The sequence below is a fragment of the Paenibacillus sp. D9 genome, assembly GCF_001188365.1.
Classification (GTDB): Bacteria; Bacillota; Bacilli; order Paenibacillales; family Paenibacillaceae; genus Paenibacillus_O; species Paenibacillus_O humicus.
In genome coordinates this window covers 4,687,248-4,702,508 of record NZ_JZEJ01000001.1, presented here as the reverse complement: position 1 = coordinate 4,702,508, position 15,261 = coordinate 4,687,248, and the positions used below count along the sequence as shown (strand labels likewise).

The following is a 15,261-nucleotide window of genomic DNA, read 5'->3' as shown; positions in this document are numbered from 1 at the left end:
ATTTCGGAGTTCTATCGGACATCATCAAACCTGCCGCCCATGGCTCGCGACCATTTCGGAGTTCTTTTGGACATCATCAAACCTGCTGCCCATGGCTCGCGACCATTTCGGAGTTCTATCGGACATCAAATCCGTTATTTGGGCATTTCAACCCCATTTTGGACTTTATCGGACATCAGATCCGTTATTTTCTCAAAAACCTGACATCTGAGGCGATTTTCGCATAAATAACGGATCGTATGTCCGCTAAAAAGTGAAATCGTCCCAAACTGGCAAAATAACGGATCGTATGTCCGATAGGTTTGCTGCGCTGTCTTCGCCACGATCCGTTGGGACTGAAATGTACATTCAAACCATGAGGCTGCATTCGTCAGAGAAAGCATGATATCGCTCGGTAAATCAGAATGTTGGGCTCGGTAAAGTAGATTGGACTACACAAAGAAGACCGCTCCCTCATCTCCAGATGAAGGGTAGCGGCCTTTCCTCTATCGTTCTTTATTCAAACAGCTTCAGCATCCGCTGCAGCATAACCGCTGCCTGAGCGCGGGTAGCCTTTCCCTTCGGCGCAAATCCGTCTCCTCCGGCGCCGTTCATGACTCCGAGGGCAGCAAGCTGCGCAACCGACGAGCGGGCATAACCCGCTATTTGGCTGCGGTCCTTGAAGCCCGCGAGCTTCGCATTCACGTCTGTGGACTTGAGACTGCCGAGATAGTTAAGAACATTTGCGGCCATGACCGCCATTTCCTCACGTGTAATCACTCGGTTCGGCTCGAAGTTGCCGGCACCGGTGCCGCCTGTTATGCCCAGCCTGGCAGCAGCCGCCACCGCCTCGGCATACCAAGAATCGGGTTTCACGTCGCTGAAGGCTCTCATCGGTTTCACATCGCTGAGTCCTCCCACCGTTTCGGCGGCATCCAACCGGAACGCCCGGAACAAGGCTGTAATGAATTCGGCGCGCGTAAGAGGTTTGTTCGGAGCGAACTTGTCGCCCCCTACTCCCAACATGATTCCTTTGGCCGCCATCTCTTCGATGGCGGAACGCGCCCAATCGGTCCCGTCCAAATCGCCAAAGGAAGGAACGGGATTCGAGCTTGGCGGCGGCTTCAGACTTGGCGCTGGCGTGGCGCTGGGCGAAGGTGCGGCGCCAGGCGAAGGAGCCTCGCTAGGCGCTGGTGTCCAAGCTCCCCCAGGCGTCGGCGTTGCTCCTCCTCCAGGCGTCGGTGTCGCCCCTCCTCCAGGCGTCGGCGTCGCCCCTCCTCCAGGCGTCGGCGTTGCCCCTCCTCCAGGCGTCGGCGTTGCCCCTCCTCCAGGCGTCGGCGTTGCCCCTCCTCCAGGCGTCGGCGTTGCCTCTCCTCCAGGCGTCGGCGTTGCCCCTCCCCCAGGCGTCGGCGTCGCCCCTCCTCCAGGCGTCGGTGTCGCTCCTCCCCCGGGCGTCGGCGTCGCTCCTCCCCCAGGCGTCGGCGTCGCTCCTCCCCCAGGCGTCGGCGTCGCTCCTCCCCCAGGCGTCGGCGTCGGCTCTCCGCCCGGCAGGTCCGCCGTTTTGATCAGCGACACGTCGTCCACCTTGATCCAGTTGCCCCCGCTGTCCTTGGAATGGAAGCCGACGGTGAGCTTGCCTTCCCGAACCTCAAGCCCGGACAGCTTCACCGATGCCCATGAGCTCTCTCCTTGCGGAATCGCCGCCTTCCGTACGGCTCCCTGATCGCCCGTCGCCGTCAATTCGGCGGCAATCTGGCCGCCCTTGGACTTCGTCCAGGCTCTCAGCTCGTAGATGCCGGGCTCGAGGCCGTCGACTTCCTGCGAAGTCGTGGCTTCATAGGCTTTGTCGTTCCAATGGACGAGCGCATACTGATCCGTACGCGCCCCGCCCTCCAGCTTGACAATGCCGTCCGTAACCTCGGCGCCGGAGGCGTCCTTGCTGGACCAGTGCTTCGGCAGCACAGGCCATGCGCCCGCATCGACGGCTTCCTCGAAGCCCGGATTGAGCAGCCGGTTGTTCGCCGCAGGCGCCGTGCCGTCATCATAAGGGTTGCCCGGCACGTTCACGTTCAATGCCGCCATGCTGCTGTGAAGGACGGTCCCGTCAAACAGCTCGATGGCAGCCGTCGCCTCCTTCATGCCGTTGGCGATTTTGGAAGTGGTGTACGACCAGGTTCCGTCCGGCTTCACCGGGGCATGGAACGTCTGCTTGCCGACCTGGATGCGGACGAATTCCGCTCCGACGGCCGTGCCGCTGAAGGTGTAAGGCAGCGTTCCGATGACGGCTCCGCTATCCCGGATGGCTACGGACGCCGCGTTCAGCCTGTCGGTAAAGTCCGCTCCCTGGATGTCGTCGACATACAGCGTCCCGGAAGAGGACAGCGAATCCGGCGATCCGCCGAGATAAAGGGAGAACGTCTTGATCTGCCGGGTCGGATCCGGACGGTCGCCGGGATCGCCGCCATACCAGCTCGGATAGCGGAAGGAACTGAACGGCACGTACATCAAGCGCGGATCGCTGCCGCGGAAGACCGCCTTCGTCTCCCAGAACTTCCCGGCGTCGTCGGAAAACTGGATCGCCAGCTCATTGTTCGACCCGTCCGGCTGCAGCCAGAAGCTAAAGCCGTCATAGCCGTCCAGCTTCAGGTAATCGGGGCTGAAGCTGCCGCCCGCATATCCCGGACCGCTGAAGTCGTAGTCCATCCGCAAGCCGTAATCGCCTTCGGATTTGCGGGAGCCGTCCAGCGATACATCAAGAGCTCCGCCGCCGGTGTTGCGCGCGAATGCTTTTTGCACCAGGGCGTTGTAGCCGCCGTACCCTTCAAAATTGTCCAGCTTGGAGGCATTGGCCATCCGCACGTCGTCCACGACGATGCTGCCCGCTGCGGCGGATGTCCCCTCCGTTTTGCCCACATACAGGCCGAATCGAGTCACGTCGGACAGATCGATCGGCCCCCGGCCCGCATCCCCCGCCGCAAGCGCAAAATCCGCAAGCTTGACCTCCAGCGTGCGCGCTGCCGTGCCGCTCAGCGAAGCGGCTGCTTCCCATATCCGTCCGTCTCCCGTGGAGAGCCTGAAGCCGAGCTTATTGCCGCTGCCGTCCGGCTTCACCCAAGCATGCAGGGCATCAAAGGAAGACAGGTCGGCATGGCCGATCGGCCTGTTCAGTCCCGCAAACGAAGCGGAGCCGAATTCGTAGCTGATTTTCGCTCCGTAGCTGCCCCGGTTCTTCGAGCCGCCGTCCAAGGCGATCGAGGCATGGCCCCCATCCTCGTCCCGCTCATAACGGGCAGCGATGCTCTCATCCTTGCCGTAATCGTATTCGCCATCCTCGAGGACGTTGGCGGGCGGAGCTTCCGTGAGCGGAATCAGCGCCGACCCGAAGCCGATATCGGCTTTGGCGAGAGCCGGAGATTCCGGGTTTCCGCCTGCCGGGTAATCCGCTTTGATGTAACGGGTGCCCGCCGGCAGCTCGAATCCGGCATACACCTTGCGGCTCCATCCGCCGGCTGTCTCCTTGCTGGTCACGGCCGGCTGCAGCGGCTGGTAATTCAGGCCGTCGATAGAACCCGACAGCTGCAGCTCCTCTCCGCCGTTCGCATACGAGGTGAACCGGTAGGAATTCATGTCGCCTGCGGCTGCGTACACAAGCTCCGCATGCTCTCCGTCCAGGCGGCTGAGGACCGGCAGCCCTTCCGTGCCGGCGGAAGCGCCGCGAACGGCCAGATTGCCCGATGCCGAGTCCGGCTGTCCGTCGAAGCTGCGGTCTACGATCAGCCCGCTGCGCACCGGCGCCGGAACAGGCCGATAGCCTTGACCGGAATAGGCGTATTCCAGCTCGACACGGTCGATCAGAACGGAGCTGCCGCCGTCGATGACCAGCTTCACGTATCGTGTATCCGCCGGAAGCGCGTCCGCCGTCCAAAGCCCGTCCTTGAGCTGCGGCTGGATTTCCGCATACTTGCCGTTGACCGAGGAGACGAACAGCCGCATCTTTCCGCCGCCCTCGCTCTTTATCCGCACCGCCTCCAGCGGAACAGGCGCCGCATAGGTAAGCGTGCCCGGCAACGCGCCGGCGGCATAGGCTTTGAAGCCTTGGCCGAGCTCATTCCAGTTGTCCGCCTTGTTCAAGACATTGGAGGACTGGTCGTAGGCATAGGTCCGGCGATTCTCCTTCGGACTCTGCATAAGGCTCATTTCATCCGTGATGAGATGTCTCGCCGTCGTACTCACGACGTTGGACCACGCCGATGCGCCGGACTCGTTGACTCCGCGCACCCTGTACTGGTACGACGCGCCGGTGATGGCCTGCTCGTCGTGGAAAGCCTTCGTTCCGGCGCGTCCGCCGTCGGAGACGCCGGTCCCGACCGTCTCCCAGTTCATTCCGTCTGCGGAGCGCTGCACCTCGTAGCCGGATGCTCCGACAACGCCCTGCCACTTGATGTCCGCGACCGAATCGATCGGGAACAGGCTCGGAGCGCCTTCCGGCGCCTCGATCGCGGGAACCGCGGACGTCTTGCCTTTATCCAGCGCATTCATGTAATGGGCGTAGTTGTATACCGTCCGGATAATATCCGTCTCGCCGTAGTAATCGCCCGAGGCGAAGCCCGGCCAGTGATACGAGGCCCAGTTGCCCGGATCCTCGTCATGCCAGTAGAATCCGCCGTCCTCCTTATGCGGTCTCAGCGACCAGATCATGATGCCGGAGGTGCCGTTTTGCAGCGCGGCGTTGTACAGGGCCTCCACCGGCTCCTTGGTCGTATAAAGGCCGAACTCGCCCAGTATATAAGGCTTCTTGCCTGCAGCCATAGCCGCATCGGCATTGATCTTGTCGATAAAATTGCCGGTATAGAAATGATTGCCGACGATGTCGATATGATCGTCCGTCAGCGAAGCGGCGTTGATCGAGAAGCGCCCGTCGAGCAGCAGCTGCTTGGGCTGCTCCTCCTCCTTGATGTAGCGGGCTATTTCCGCCGTCCATGACTGCGGGAACTTGTCCTGGTTGTAGCCGCCCAGCTCGTTGCCCGTCTCCCAGGCCAGAATCGCCTTATCGTCCTTGTATTTCACTCCCGTAATCGTGTTGGTGCGGTTCATCATGTAATGGACGACCTGCTTGAACAGGCCGATGACCTGAGGGTCGGTGTAGAACTTCCAGCCGTCCGGATCCGTCGCCGCATCACCCGTTATCGTACCGGGATAGACGAAGTTGACATAGCTTTCAATGCCGCCGACCCACTGCCATTGATCGACGAACGGGATGATGATCCGGACGCCGGTCTCATTGGCAAGCGCGAGCATGCGGTCCATCTTGGCGAAGCCTTCCTCGCTGAACTGCATCCTGCCGCTGGAATCCGGTCCGAGGATAAAGGCCGAGCCTTTGTTGGATCCGTCGTAACGGAGAACGGACGGCACATAGGAGCGGGTCACTTTCCCGCCCATCGCCTTGATCGTGCGCAGGGCGTCGTCCTGGGAAAATGCCGAGTCCCCCAGCGCACCGGGATAGTTGAGGCTGGCAAAGCGATATTCCCTGCCGTCCTCCATCAGCTTGTCTCCTTCTGCCGTAATGTAAGAGGAGAACATGGTATTTTCTCCGTATACCTGATCCGGAACGCCGCCGTATACGGATTCCGGCACGCTCCCTTTTTCCGACGCCCCCGCTGGAGAAGCTCCGGCCGCCGGCCCAAAGGCAGGCGTCATCAGACCGAATGCTAGCACCCACGATAAAAGCGCTTTCAATATAGGTTGTCTCGAACTTCCAGAACTGGACAATTCCATTCCTCCCGTCATGAACATGATTGACGCTTCCTTGCCGCCCTGAGCCCTCTCTTCCTCTCCCCGATTTGCAGTCCTGCTTCAGCCTCCCTTCCTGTTTTGTTTGGTAAAACAAGGTACGAAGACATAATTTCAACGAAATTATAGGTATCACATAAATTTATGTCAACTATTTTCAAATTATTTATACCTTCTTATTCTTGAATTCAAAAAAAAAGACCCTTCAGCTAACGGCTGAAAAGTCTTATCTCGCGTTGCGGAACCGGATGATGGAAAACCGGCGCAGCGACGATCCCAGAATGACATCCCTGGCGGGAAAGAGGCTTGGCGTCACGCGGAGCTCGGCGCCGCTTCGCTCGATTTCTCCCAGAAGATCAGTCATGCGCTCGACCGATCGCGGGACGACCGTCTCCTTCGAAACATAGTATCCCGCGTTTGCGTCCTCCACCCGGAATGCGGCGGCAGGCATCTCATACCGGTACAAAACCGCGGCCCGAATGCGCTCCAGCCATCGGCTCTCGACCATAACGATCCGAGCGGCGCCGGACATCCCGAACAACAGCTGCTCCTCCCGCTCATCAAGCCCGGGCTGGCGATCGTAGATGATCCGCGGGCATTCCCGCGGGAAGAAATAATTCACGCTGTGCTCTTCGTCGACAGCCCATACCGCGGCAGGCAGACCGTCACGTCCCGGCCTTGGCCGGGGGACAAAGCGGCTGATGAAGGACTCCTCGCTGAAGTGGTAAAGAAGAGGCTCCAAGGCGTCGTTCTCCTTTCGGCTGCTGCATAAGATAGCTGGGAAGACAGAATACAAAGCGGAAGAAGGCATCCCATGACTTGCGCATCCTCCGCCGGCCGTTCCGGCGGGAACGACGGCATCATCCGATTCACCGGCTGCAGGCGATGTTCGGCCGATGCGCCGCAGCCCGGGCTCGCGTTCAGCAAAAGCTGCCCGGCCCGGCATCCAGCCGTCTCTCTGAGCTCATCCGGCGCCATCCGGATCAAGGCCGGCGGAATCTACCTGGCCGGCATCGCCATAACAGGCGGCAGCTCCATTCTTCCCGCGCTTGCGGTCAACGGAACTCCCCTGACAGGCGCCCTGCACGGTCCGAACGGCAAAGAAGCGCGAACCGCTTATCAGCTGGTCGCGCTCCAGCGCAGCGACCTGCTCGAGCTGCTGGATCTGTCCGCTCCGCTGAACAGGCTTCTCCGGCCGCCCGGCGATCATGCCGGACCGGATGACGCCGCTTGGACTTTGACGCTCCGCCGTCTTGAGGATCAGGAAGACGCCGGATTCGGCGCCATCGGCAAATGAATCTCGCAAATCGTCCCCTGATTCGGCTTGCTGCGGTAATACGTCCGGCCGCCCATCGCCTTGATCAGGTTCGTCACGACCATGAGTCCGAGTCCGGTTCCCTTGTCCTTGGTCGTATAGAACGGCATCCCGATGCGCTTTAGCTGCTGCTCGTTCATCCCCACTCCCGTATCCCGGATGAAGATCAGAGCCTTGTCGTTCTCCTGCCTCGTGCTGACGGTAAGGACGCCGCCTTCCGGCATCGACTCGATCCCGTTTTTTATGATATTCAGCAGGCATTGCTGGAATTTCTTCGAGTCCCCGACAATGATGAGCGGCTCTTCCGTCGAATGACTCGTCACGAACTCGATGCCAGACATGACGCATAGAGGCTTGACCCACTGCTCGACGCTGCTGAGCTCCTGCCGGATATCGAGCGGCTTCGGCTCTTCGACGGAGGGCTTGGAATAATTGAGATAATCGGTAATGATGGCATTGGCTCCGTCGATGCCTTCAAGGGCATGGTTGCGGTATCGATCCATCGCCTGCTGGTCCAGTCCCGGCTTGCCCATCAGCTGGAGGAAGCCTCTGGCCGTCGTCAGCGGGTTGCGCACCTCATGCGAGATGGAGGCGGTCAGCTGCCCGATGAGATGGTATTTCTCCGCGTTGAACAGCTCCTCGGTCATCCTCTCCTGATGCTTCACCAAATAATAGGTGTAGGATACAAGCGGAGCGGAGAGAAGGGAGCCCACTGTAATCAACAGCACTTCCGTCTGGCTGAAAGTGATCCCCTGTTCGGCCATGAAGCCGTAACTGATTCCGATATGAACGCTCGTCAAGAGAATATGCAGCAGAATCATGAGCCTGATCGACTCCGACAGCTTGATCCGGTAATGGAAGATGATGCCCAGCACGGTCACGACGGCGCAGGCGATGGTAGGCGGAAGCCAGTCGTTGCCCGCAATGAAGACATTGCCCCATACGAATGCCGCCGCGGTCGCCGTCCCTGGAATCCACCCCTCGAACAAGGCGACCATGGCGACGCACACCGGCGTCAGATGGAGCGCGTAGACCAAGGGATCGATTTCTTCGTAGGCCAGATAGAAGTAGCTCTGGACGATGAGGATGAGAACGAACAGGATTTTGCGGCCATGGCGTATGAACGATACTCTGGGCGTAATGATCAAGAAGAGCAGACACGCGGTCAGATAATACATCAGCCCTTGGAATTCGCGTGCAATTATATTTTCAATCACGGCAGGAAATCCTTCCTATCCACTCTAGCCGACAATTCTGCCGTTCCAGGGCAGCCCGTTTTCCCACCGGGATTTGTCCCTGCTCCGGTTCAAGATCAGCCAATCGTATTGGTACATATCCCATATCTTGCATTTGTCGGCCTTGAGATCATAATGATCGATGATGGCGTTGACGGCTCTGCGTGCGGCCTCGTTCGCGCCCTCCATCGTGGCGAGATCCGTATTGGTGCGCACGTAATCGGAAGCCAGGAACAGATTCGGCACGGCCGTATAGGCGTTGGGCCGCAAGTCCCATGTATGCACCCTGTTGACGAGCAGAGGCTCCATGTTGGTCACGGAATTCGGATTGGGGAACTGGATGTCCTCGTCCAGGAACCAATGCTCCAGCTGCTCGTCGCGCAGCAGCTCCGCCTCATGGTTGAAGCTTTTCTTGAGCTGCGCCCACACCTCGTTCTTGATCTCCTCGGCCGAGCATTGCATGGCGGGACGGCCGTAAAGAATGCCTTTCTCCTGCCAATCCGAGATATCGACCGAAATGACTCCCCTTACCCGCCCGTTGCCGTATTGGGTCAGATCGATGCCGGGCCAGAACTGCTTCTGCGAGACGAGCGTCAGCGCCCAAGGGCTGTCCATGCAGATGATGTGGCCGTGGATCAGCTCGACGTCCTCATTGAGATAGAACTGGATGCCGTTCATCCACTCGACGGATTCGCTGAGCGTCCTGAGCTTGCCGAGGAGAGGATCGGCACTGGCAAGCTCAGGCGTGACGAGTTCCGCCATGACCTCTACGGGCAATGCAGATATGTAGGCATCCGCCACAACCGTCACCTCCTCGCCGCCGACGATGACGGCAACGCCGGTCACGGCGCCGTTCTCGCAGGCAATCGACTTGACCGGGGCATTGCGATGGAACTCGACCCCGAGCGAGAGAAGATAGTCCTGCCACGGCTTCAGCCAGGCTTCGTTGGTCGGGGCGTTCAGCAGCCGGTCGGCGCTGCCTCCCGGGGTGATCATATCCATCATCAGGGTCGCTCCCACCGTGCCGATCGTGCAGGCGTTCGCCTCCTTGGCCTTGGCGGCGACAAGAATGCGGGACAGCCCTGCGAGAATGCGCTGGAACTGCTGGGATTGCTTGTCCGCTTCGATGAAATCCCACCAGGAGACACGCTGGTATTCCAGGTATCGGCGGAGGTCGCTGCTGGAGGCGAGCTGGTAGAGCTTGCCGGCATAGTGCTCGGCTTCCGCCCGGGTCAGGCCCAGATCGTTGCCGAAAATGGATTCCAGCAGCACTTTCCAGTCGGAGGCGTTCGCCGGGAACTCCGTGACGAACGGCTGCATCGGCCGATCGTCGAAGGCGACGCCGAGCCGGGAGCCCTCCACCAGATTATCGAAGACGCCGCGCTTGTTGCCCGGGAAGGGAATCCGCTTCATCGTGTCGGGAAGATGCTTGTAGAACTTAGGGAAGAAGCGGAAGCCGTGCTCTCCGGGGAGATCCTTTCTTCCCTCGGTGCCGCTTCCCTTCACATCCATGCTCCGGGCTTTGCCTCCAGGTATGGACCTTGCCTCGTAGACGGAAACGTTGAAGCCCCGCTCCGCGAGCTCATGGGCCGCGCTCATTCCCGCCACGCCCCCGCCCAAAATGACAATTTTCGGCATGACCTTATTCAAATCGCCATCTCCTTCTCTAGCATCCATTATTTGTTAGCGAACACCAATAGGCTGAAATACACATAAACTCTTTCCACATAGTACCATCGAACTAATGTCTATTACTGTCGAATTATATCAATAAATGAAATAAATTTTTGCAGCAGGCGTCCATCCCTTCCATTTAGGAGCGAACCTGCATTCGCTCTTCCGGACAGCAAACGCTTCCAGCAGCGAATGAGGATCAAAAGAGAATAATAAAAGGCGTCCCCTGGCGGAGACGCCTTCTGCCCCTAGCAACCCCTAGCGATTCGGGTCCGATCGTCCGGCTCCGTCGCGCTTGCTTCCCATTGATCAATACAAGGTTCTCCATAGATAAAAAGTCGCATAGGCCTCCCAGCCCTTCCATGGCCGGGCCAGCTCCCTGGCTTCATCCGCCGTCGGCCTGCGTTCCATGCCGCCGGCCGCCTTGATCGCGTTCAGCAGCCCGACGTCGGCGGCCGGCAGCGCCTCCGGCATGCGCAGGCAGCGCATCATGACATAATGGGCCGTCCACAAGCCGATGCCGCGAATAGCGACCAGCTTGCTTTCCGCGCCTTCCCAGCCCGCCTCGAGCAGCGACGGCTTGTCCAGCGTACCGTCCGCGACCAGACGGGCGGCTCCAATCAGGTATTCGGACTTGCGGCCGGTCATCTGCAGCGCCATAATGTCGGCCGGCTCCAGCGAAGCGACGACGGCCGGCTCCGGGAAAGCCCAATATTCGCGCCCGTTCCAGCTTACGGAGCGGCCGAACGTCTCGGTGAACCTTTTTTTGAGCGTGTAAGCGAACGCCAGATTGATCTGCTGCCCGATGATCGCCCAGCAGACCGCCTCGAACAGATCCGGGATGCCGATCATCCGCAGTCCCCGGAACGTCCGGCCGGCCTCGCGCAGCAGATCGCTGCTCTCCGTGAGGACATAAAACGGCTCCAGATCCCGGTCCAGATCGAACCATTCCAGCATATAAGCTCCAATATGCTCCCTCATGACTGGAGAAGGGGCGTCTCCCATCGGAAACGTGGCGACGAGACGGGGGACAGCTGCCGTACCGCTGCCATCCTCCGCGTAATCCACCCGGACCAGAATCTCTTCCCCGCCCCGCGCGAACAGCTTGACCAGCGAATTCCCCTCCACGGCATAGAGCGCTTCATCGCTGGAGCGGCTCAAATAAGCCAGGGCGGCAGCGTAATTGAAAGGTTCGGGCACCGGTACGACAATGGGCCCGGCGCCCGCATGAGGCGTAATTCGGTTCATCGACAGTCCTCCCTCGTTGGGCGGGGGCTTCCCGCCCTCTAAGGGCTATTTTAGCACAACCGCTATGAAATCCGGCCGGATTGTACGATCCGCACGCCTTTTCCCGGCACGGAGACACGGCCGCCGACGGTCGCTCCGGTCAGCAGATCGACGCCACCGCCTGCCGGAAGCGCCGCCCATCCCTCCTCCGCCCCATGGTTGAGCAGGAACAGGTACCGTTTTCCGTCTTTGACGCGGACGGCGGCTTCCAGCTCCGCCGACGCCTCCTCCACAAGCGCTTCAATGCCGAGTCTGCTGCACAGGCTTCCGAGGAAGTCCCGGAGGAAAGCCGGCTCTGGGCTGGAGGCGACGTACCACGCTTCCCCCTCGCCGAACCTGTTGACGGTCAGAGCCGGCATGCCGCTGTAAAAGTCGTCGCCGTAGACCGCCTTCACCTCCGCTCCTTCGCTATGGATCAAGTCGCAGAGCAAGCCGCATTCATACTCGGAACGCATGCCGGCGAAAGCGCGCGGGCCTCCGTCTTGAGCGTCCGGCCCGCCCGCAAGCTCTCCGGATTCCGTCATGACGATCCGGTTGCGCTGCTCCGGCAGAAGCGCGTCGATCTCCTCGGACCAGATGCCGAGCAGCTTGCGCAGCTCGCCTGGATAACCGCCGGTCCGGACGAGGTCGTTCTGGTCGACGATGCCGCTGAAAAACGTCGTGATGAACGCTCCGCCGGCGGCAGCGAAGGCTTCCGCCTTCTCCGCGAAGCCTGGCTTCACCATGTACATCACGGGAGCGATGACGAGATCGTAGCGGGAAAAATCCTCCTCGACGCCGATGATATCCGCCTGGATATGCCGGCTGTACAGCGCGTCGTAATACTTGTGGACTTCCTGCGCGTAGTTCAGCGCCACCGTCGGACCGCTGCTCAGCTCCGTCGCCCACCGGTTCTCCCAGTCGTATATGATGCCGACCTTGGAATCCGCCCTTGCGTCCAGCAGCGTATCGCCGAGCTGCTCAAGCTCCCGCCCGAGCTCCGCAACCTCGCGGAATACCCGCGTATGCTCATGGCCGGAATGCTCGATCACGGCCCCGTGGTATTTCTCGCAGGCTCCGACCGACCGCCGAAGCTGGAAGAACATGACCGTGTCCGCGCCCCGGGCAACCGCCTGCCAGCTCCACAGCCGCATGACGCCGGGGCGCTTCAGCGAGTTGTACGCCTGCCAGTTCTGCTGGCTTGGCGTCTGCTCCATCAGCATGAACGGCTGGCCGCCGCGCAGCCCCCGCATGAGATCATGCGCCATCGCCGTGAAGCTTGGCGGCGTGTCGATGGACGGATAGTTGTCCCACGAGACGATATCCATCTCCTTGCCCCATTTGAAATAGTCCAGCTCCGGATACAAGCCCATCAGATTCGTCGTCACCTGAATGTCGGGCGTCAGCGCCTTGACGGCATCGCGCTCCAGCTTGAAGCAGTCCAGCAGGCTGTCCGACTGGAAGCGCCGGTAATCCAGCGAGATGCCCTGGAAGTTGGTGCGGCTGCCGCCCCATTCCTCGCTGAGCGCGTTCGGCGGAACGATTTCCTCCCAGTCATAGAAGGTGTGGCCCCAGAAGCGGGTATTCCAGACGCGGTTCAGCTCCTGCAGCGAGCCGTACCGCTGCCGCAGCCAGCCGCGGAAGGCCGCCGCGCAGTTGTCGCAGTAGCAGTACCCGCCGTACTCGTTGCTGATGTGCCAGATGAGCAGAGCCGGGTGCCGGCCGTAGCGCTCCGCCAGCTTGCCGGCCAGCGCCGTGGAATAGCGGCGGTAGACCGGACTGTTCGGGCAGGAATTGTGGCGTCCGCCGAAGCGGCGCTTGCGGCCCTCCCAATCCACCCGCAGCACCTCGGGATGGCGCTTCGCCATCCAGGCCGGATGGGCTCCCGTGCCGGTCGCCAGACAGATTCCGATGCCTTGCCCGTGAAGCAGCTCGAACTGCTCGTCAAGCCAGGCGAAGTCGTACGTATGTTCGTCCGGCTGATCGAGAGCCCAGGAGAACACGTTGATCGTGGCGACATCGATCCCGGCCAGCTTGAACATCCGGTGGTCCTCCGCCCAGGTGTCCCCGTCCCACTGCTCGGGATTGTAATCGCCTCCATACCAAATCTTGGGCAGTTTCGAATTTATCATGATCAGGCACCTCTTCCAGGTGTAATATAAGGATATCTTCATTTTAAAAAAGGAATGATCTCCTTAAAATCCAATCTTATGGCCGACATATATAAGAATATGGAACTACGTTGAGCTTAGGAGGCGCATAACGATGAACATCGCCGGACATCGCCGGGTCGTTCCCGTCCAGCTGCAGGACAGGCCTCTGCCGGTCCAGCTGGAGAGCATCGGCTTCAACCCGGACCAGGAGCCGTTCCATCGCGGAGACGGCTACCCGGTCTACCACTGGCTGCAGACGCTCGCCGGCGAAGGACGCGTCTCCTGGAACGGCCATGCGGAGACGCTGCCGCCCGGCAGCGGACTGCTCCTGCCGCCGCGAGAAGCCCATAGCTACCGCAGCGGCGGCGGCGTCTGGCAGACGGCCTACCTGACCTTTGCCGGACCCGAGCTGCCAGGCCTCATGGCGTCGCTGGCGCTGTCCAGTCCGGCGCTCTACCGCTGGGAGCCCGGATCTCCTCTGGACAGCCTGCTGCTGAACAGCCTGGAGCTGCTGGAAGGCCAAGCCGATCCGCTCGGGCTGGAATCGTCCCAGCAGGCGTACCGGTTCCTGCTGGCGCTGCGCACTTACTCCAGCACCGACGAAGCCGCCGGCGTGTCGCAGCGGCTGCGCCAGCTCGAGCCTCTGCTGTCCTGGCTGGAGGCCAATCTTCACCAGCCGGCGATCGGGCTCGGGGACCTGGCCGCAGCCGCAGGCCTCTCCGGCCGCCGGCTCAATACGCTGTTCCGCAGCCTGTTCGGCCTGTCTCCCTACGCCTACCTCGTGCGGCTGCGCATCCGCCGAGCCCGCGAGCTGCTGCTCAGCCGTCCGGGCGAGCCGCTGCGAGTCATTGCCGGCCAGACCGGCTTCCGCGACGTCAGCCACTTCATCGCGACCTTTCGCCGCCTGACCGGCGATACGCCGGACCGATTCCGAAGCGGGCGGGCATGAAGCGGGCAGGAGTCGGGGCCGACTTTTGCTTGGAATGGGACAATTCACCGTGCGAATAGGATGGTCCATACATGTTTCCCTTTGCAAGGAGGCCAGGCTATGACCGTCCCCATCCCGTTTGTCCGCAAGAGCCAGTTCATTTTCATCCTGCCCAAGCATGCCTTCCACCAGATGGTATGGCTCGACTTCGCCGCCGGATCCGCCACCGCCTGGCTGATGGAGGAGGGGCATCTGGCCAAAGTCCTCATCTTTGCCGGCAGCGGCTTCGTCCCCTATGTGCTGAAGAAAAGCGTGAATTCCAGCCTCAGTCCGCTTCAGCCGCGTCTGGTCCGGTACCATTGCTCCCTTTGGTCGAAGAGAGCAAAAAGCAGCCCGATCTGGACCCGGAACTGATCCGATCAAAATCCAACTTCCATTCAACCCCTTTTATTCCGTGACATGGATATTTTCTTTGGATAGGATAGAAGAGATCCTGCTTTGGAAGGGAGTTCTCCATGAAACTCGGCACCTATTCGAATTTAATCGCCAGCGTTGTCCTTGGCGCCTCCTTTATCGGCGGCTGCCTGATTGTAGCCTCAAGCAAGGAAGACGCTTCCCCAGCCATCGTCCAGCCCGCCGTCTCCAGCCCGGCCGGCTATGAATCTCCTTGGGACAAACCGCTGCTTACGATCGATGCGGCAGCAGGGTACCTCGGCATTCCCCAGGGCCAGCTGGAAAAAATCCTCAGCGCGGAGAGGGCACTAAGAATGAACTCCGGCGTAACGAACGCATTGCCGTACATCGTCGTGGAAGGAAGGATTTACATCAGCAAAGCGGCTCTAGACAATTGGGTGCTTGAGGCTTCGATGGCAGGGCGTACATACGTCAACGGGAAAATCGTGAACTAAACCTTCCCATCAC

The 15,261-nt window shown here is 60.5% G+C and carries 10 protein-coding genes; 4 read left to right on the top strand and 6 right to left on the bottom strand.

Annotated features, from left to right (window positions below; translation table 11 throughout):
• Nucleotides 1-495 precede the first annotated feature (495 nt).
• Together VE23_RS21075 and VE23_RS21070 are read right to left on the bottom strand one after the other, a co-directional pair.
• On the bottom strand, nucleotides 496-5,613 hold the full coding sequence (locus tag VE23_RS21075; RefSeq protein WP_049869023.1) for an S-layer homology domain-containing protein: 5,118 nt from the start codon (nucleotides 5,611-5,613) through the stop codon (nucleotides 496-498).
• 382 nt (nucleotides 5,614-5,995) lie between these two features.
• Nucleotides 5,996-6,511: a DUF6886 family protein gene (locus VE23_RS21070; RefSeq protein ID WP_049869022.1), complete on the bottom strand. Its 516-nt coding sequence runs from the start codon at nucleotides 6,509-6,511 to the stop codon at nucleotides 5,996-5,998.
• A gap of 72 nt (nucleotides 6,512-6,583) precedes the next feature.
• Between VE23_RS21070 and VE23_RS21065 the strand changes: the two genes are divergently transcribed.
• On the top strand, nucleotides 6,584-7,066 hold the full coding sequence (locus VE23_RS21065; RefSeq protein ID WP_049869021.1) for a hypothetical protein: 483 nt from the start codon (nucleotides 6,584-6,586) through the stop codon (nucleotides 7,064-7,066).
• Here VE23_RS21065 and VE23_RS21060 read toward each other — a convergent pair.
• From VE23_RS21060 to VE23_RS21045, 4 genes are all read right to left on the bottom strand, one after another.
• Nucleotides 7,030-8,301: an ATP-binding protein gene (locus VE23_RS21060; protein WP_049869020.1), complete on the bottom strand. Its 1,272-nt coding sequence runs from the start codon at nucleotides 8,299-8,301 to the stop codon at nucleotides 7,030-7,032. The two genes, VE23_RS21065 and VE23_RS21060, sit on opposite strands and share 37 nt — an antisense overlap.
• A gap of 24 nt (nucleotides 8,302-8,325) precedes the next feature.
• Nucleotides 8,326-9,969 (bottom strand): hydroxysqualene dehydroxylase, encoded by a 1,644-nt coding sequence (locus VE23_RS21055; protein ID WP_232312941.1) that lies wholly within the window; start codon nucleotides 9,967-9,969, stop codon nucleotides 8,326-8,328.
• 333 nt (nucleotides 9,970-10,302) lie between these two features.
• A complete protein-coding gene (locus tag VE23_RS21050; protein ID WP_049869019.1) occupies nucleotides 10,303-11,241 on the bottom strand; it encodes a DNA-3-methyladenine glycosylase 2 in 939 nt (312 codons plus the stop codon).
• A 62-nt stretch (nucleotides 11,242-11,303) separates the two neighbouring features.
• Nucleotides 11,304-13,391 (bottom strand): beta-galactosidase, encoded by a 2,088-nt coding sequence (locus VE23_RS21045; RefSeq protein ID WP_049869018.1) that lies wholly within the window; start codon nucleotides 13,389-13,391, stop codon nucleotides 11,304-11,306.
• Between the two features lie 133 nt (nucleotides 13,392-13,524).
• Here VE23_RS21045 and VE23_RS21040 point away from each other — a divergent pair, with 133 nt between their 5' ends.
• From VE23_RS21040 to VE23_RS21030, 3 genes are all read left to right on the top strand, one after another.
• Complete coding sequence (locus tag VE23_RS21040) at nucleotides 13,525-14,361, top strand: AraC family transcriptional regulator (RefSeq protein WP_048745749.1); 837 nt, start codon at nucleotides 13,525-13,527, stop codon at nucleotides 14,359-14,361.
• Between the two features lie 99 nt (nucleotides 14,362-14,460).
• On the top strand, nucleotides 14,461-14,754 hold the full coding sequence (locus VE23_RS21035) for a hypothetical protein (protein ID WP_048745748.1): 294 nt from the start codon (nucleotides 14,461-14,463) through the stop codon (nucleotides 14,752-14,754).
• A gap of 101 nt (nucleotides 14,755-14,855) precedes the next feature.
• A complete protein-coding gene (locus VE23_RS21030; protein ID WP_021878725.1) occupies nucleotides 14,856-15,248 on the top strand; it encodes a hypothetical protein in 393 nt (130 codons plus the stop codon).
• Nucleotides 15,249-15,261 lie beyond the last annotated feature (13 nt).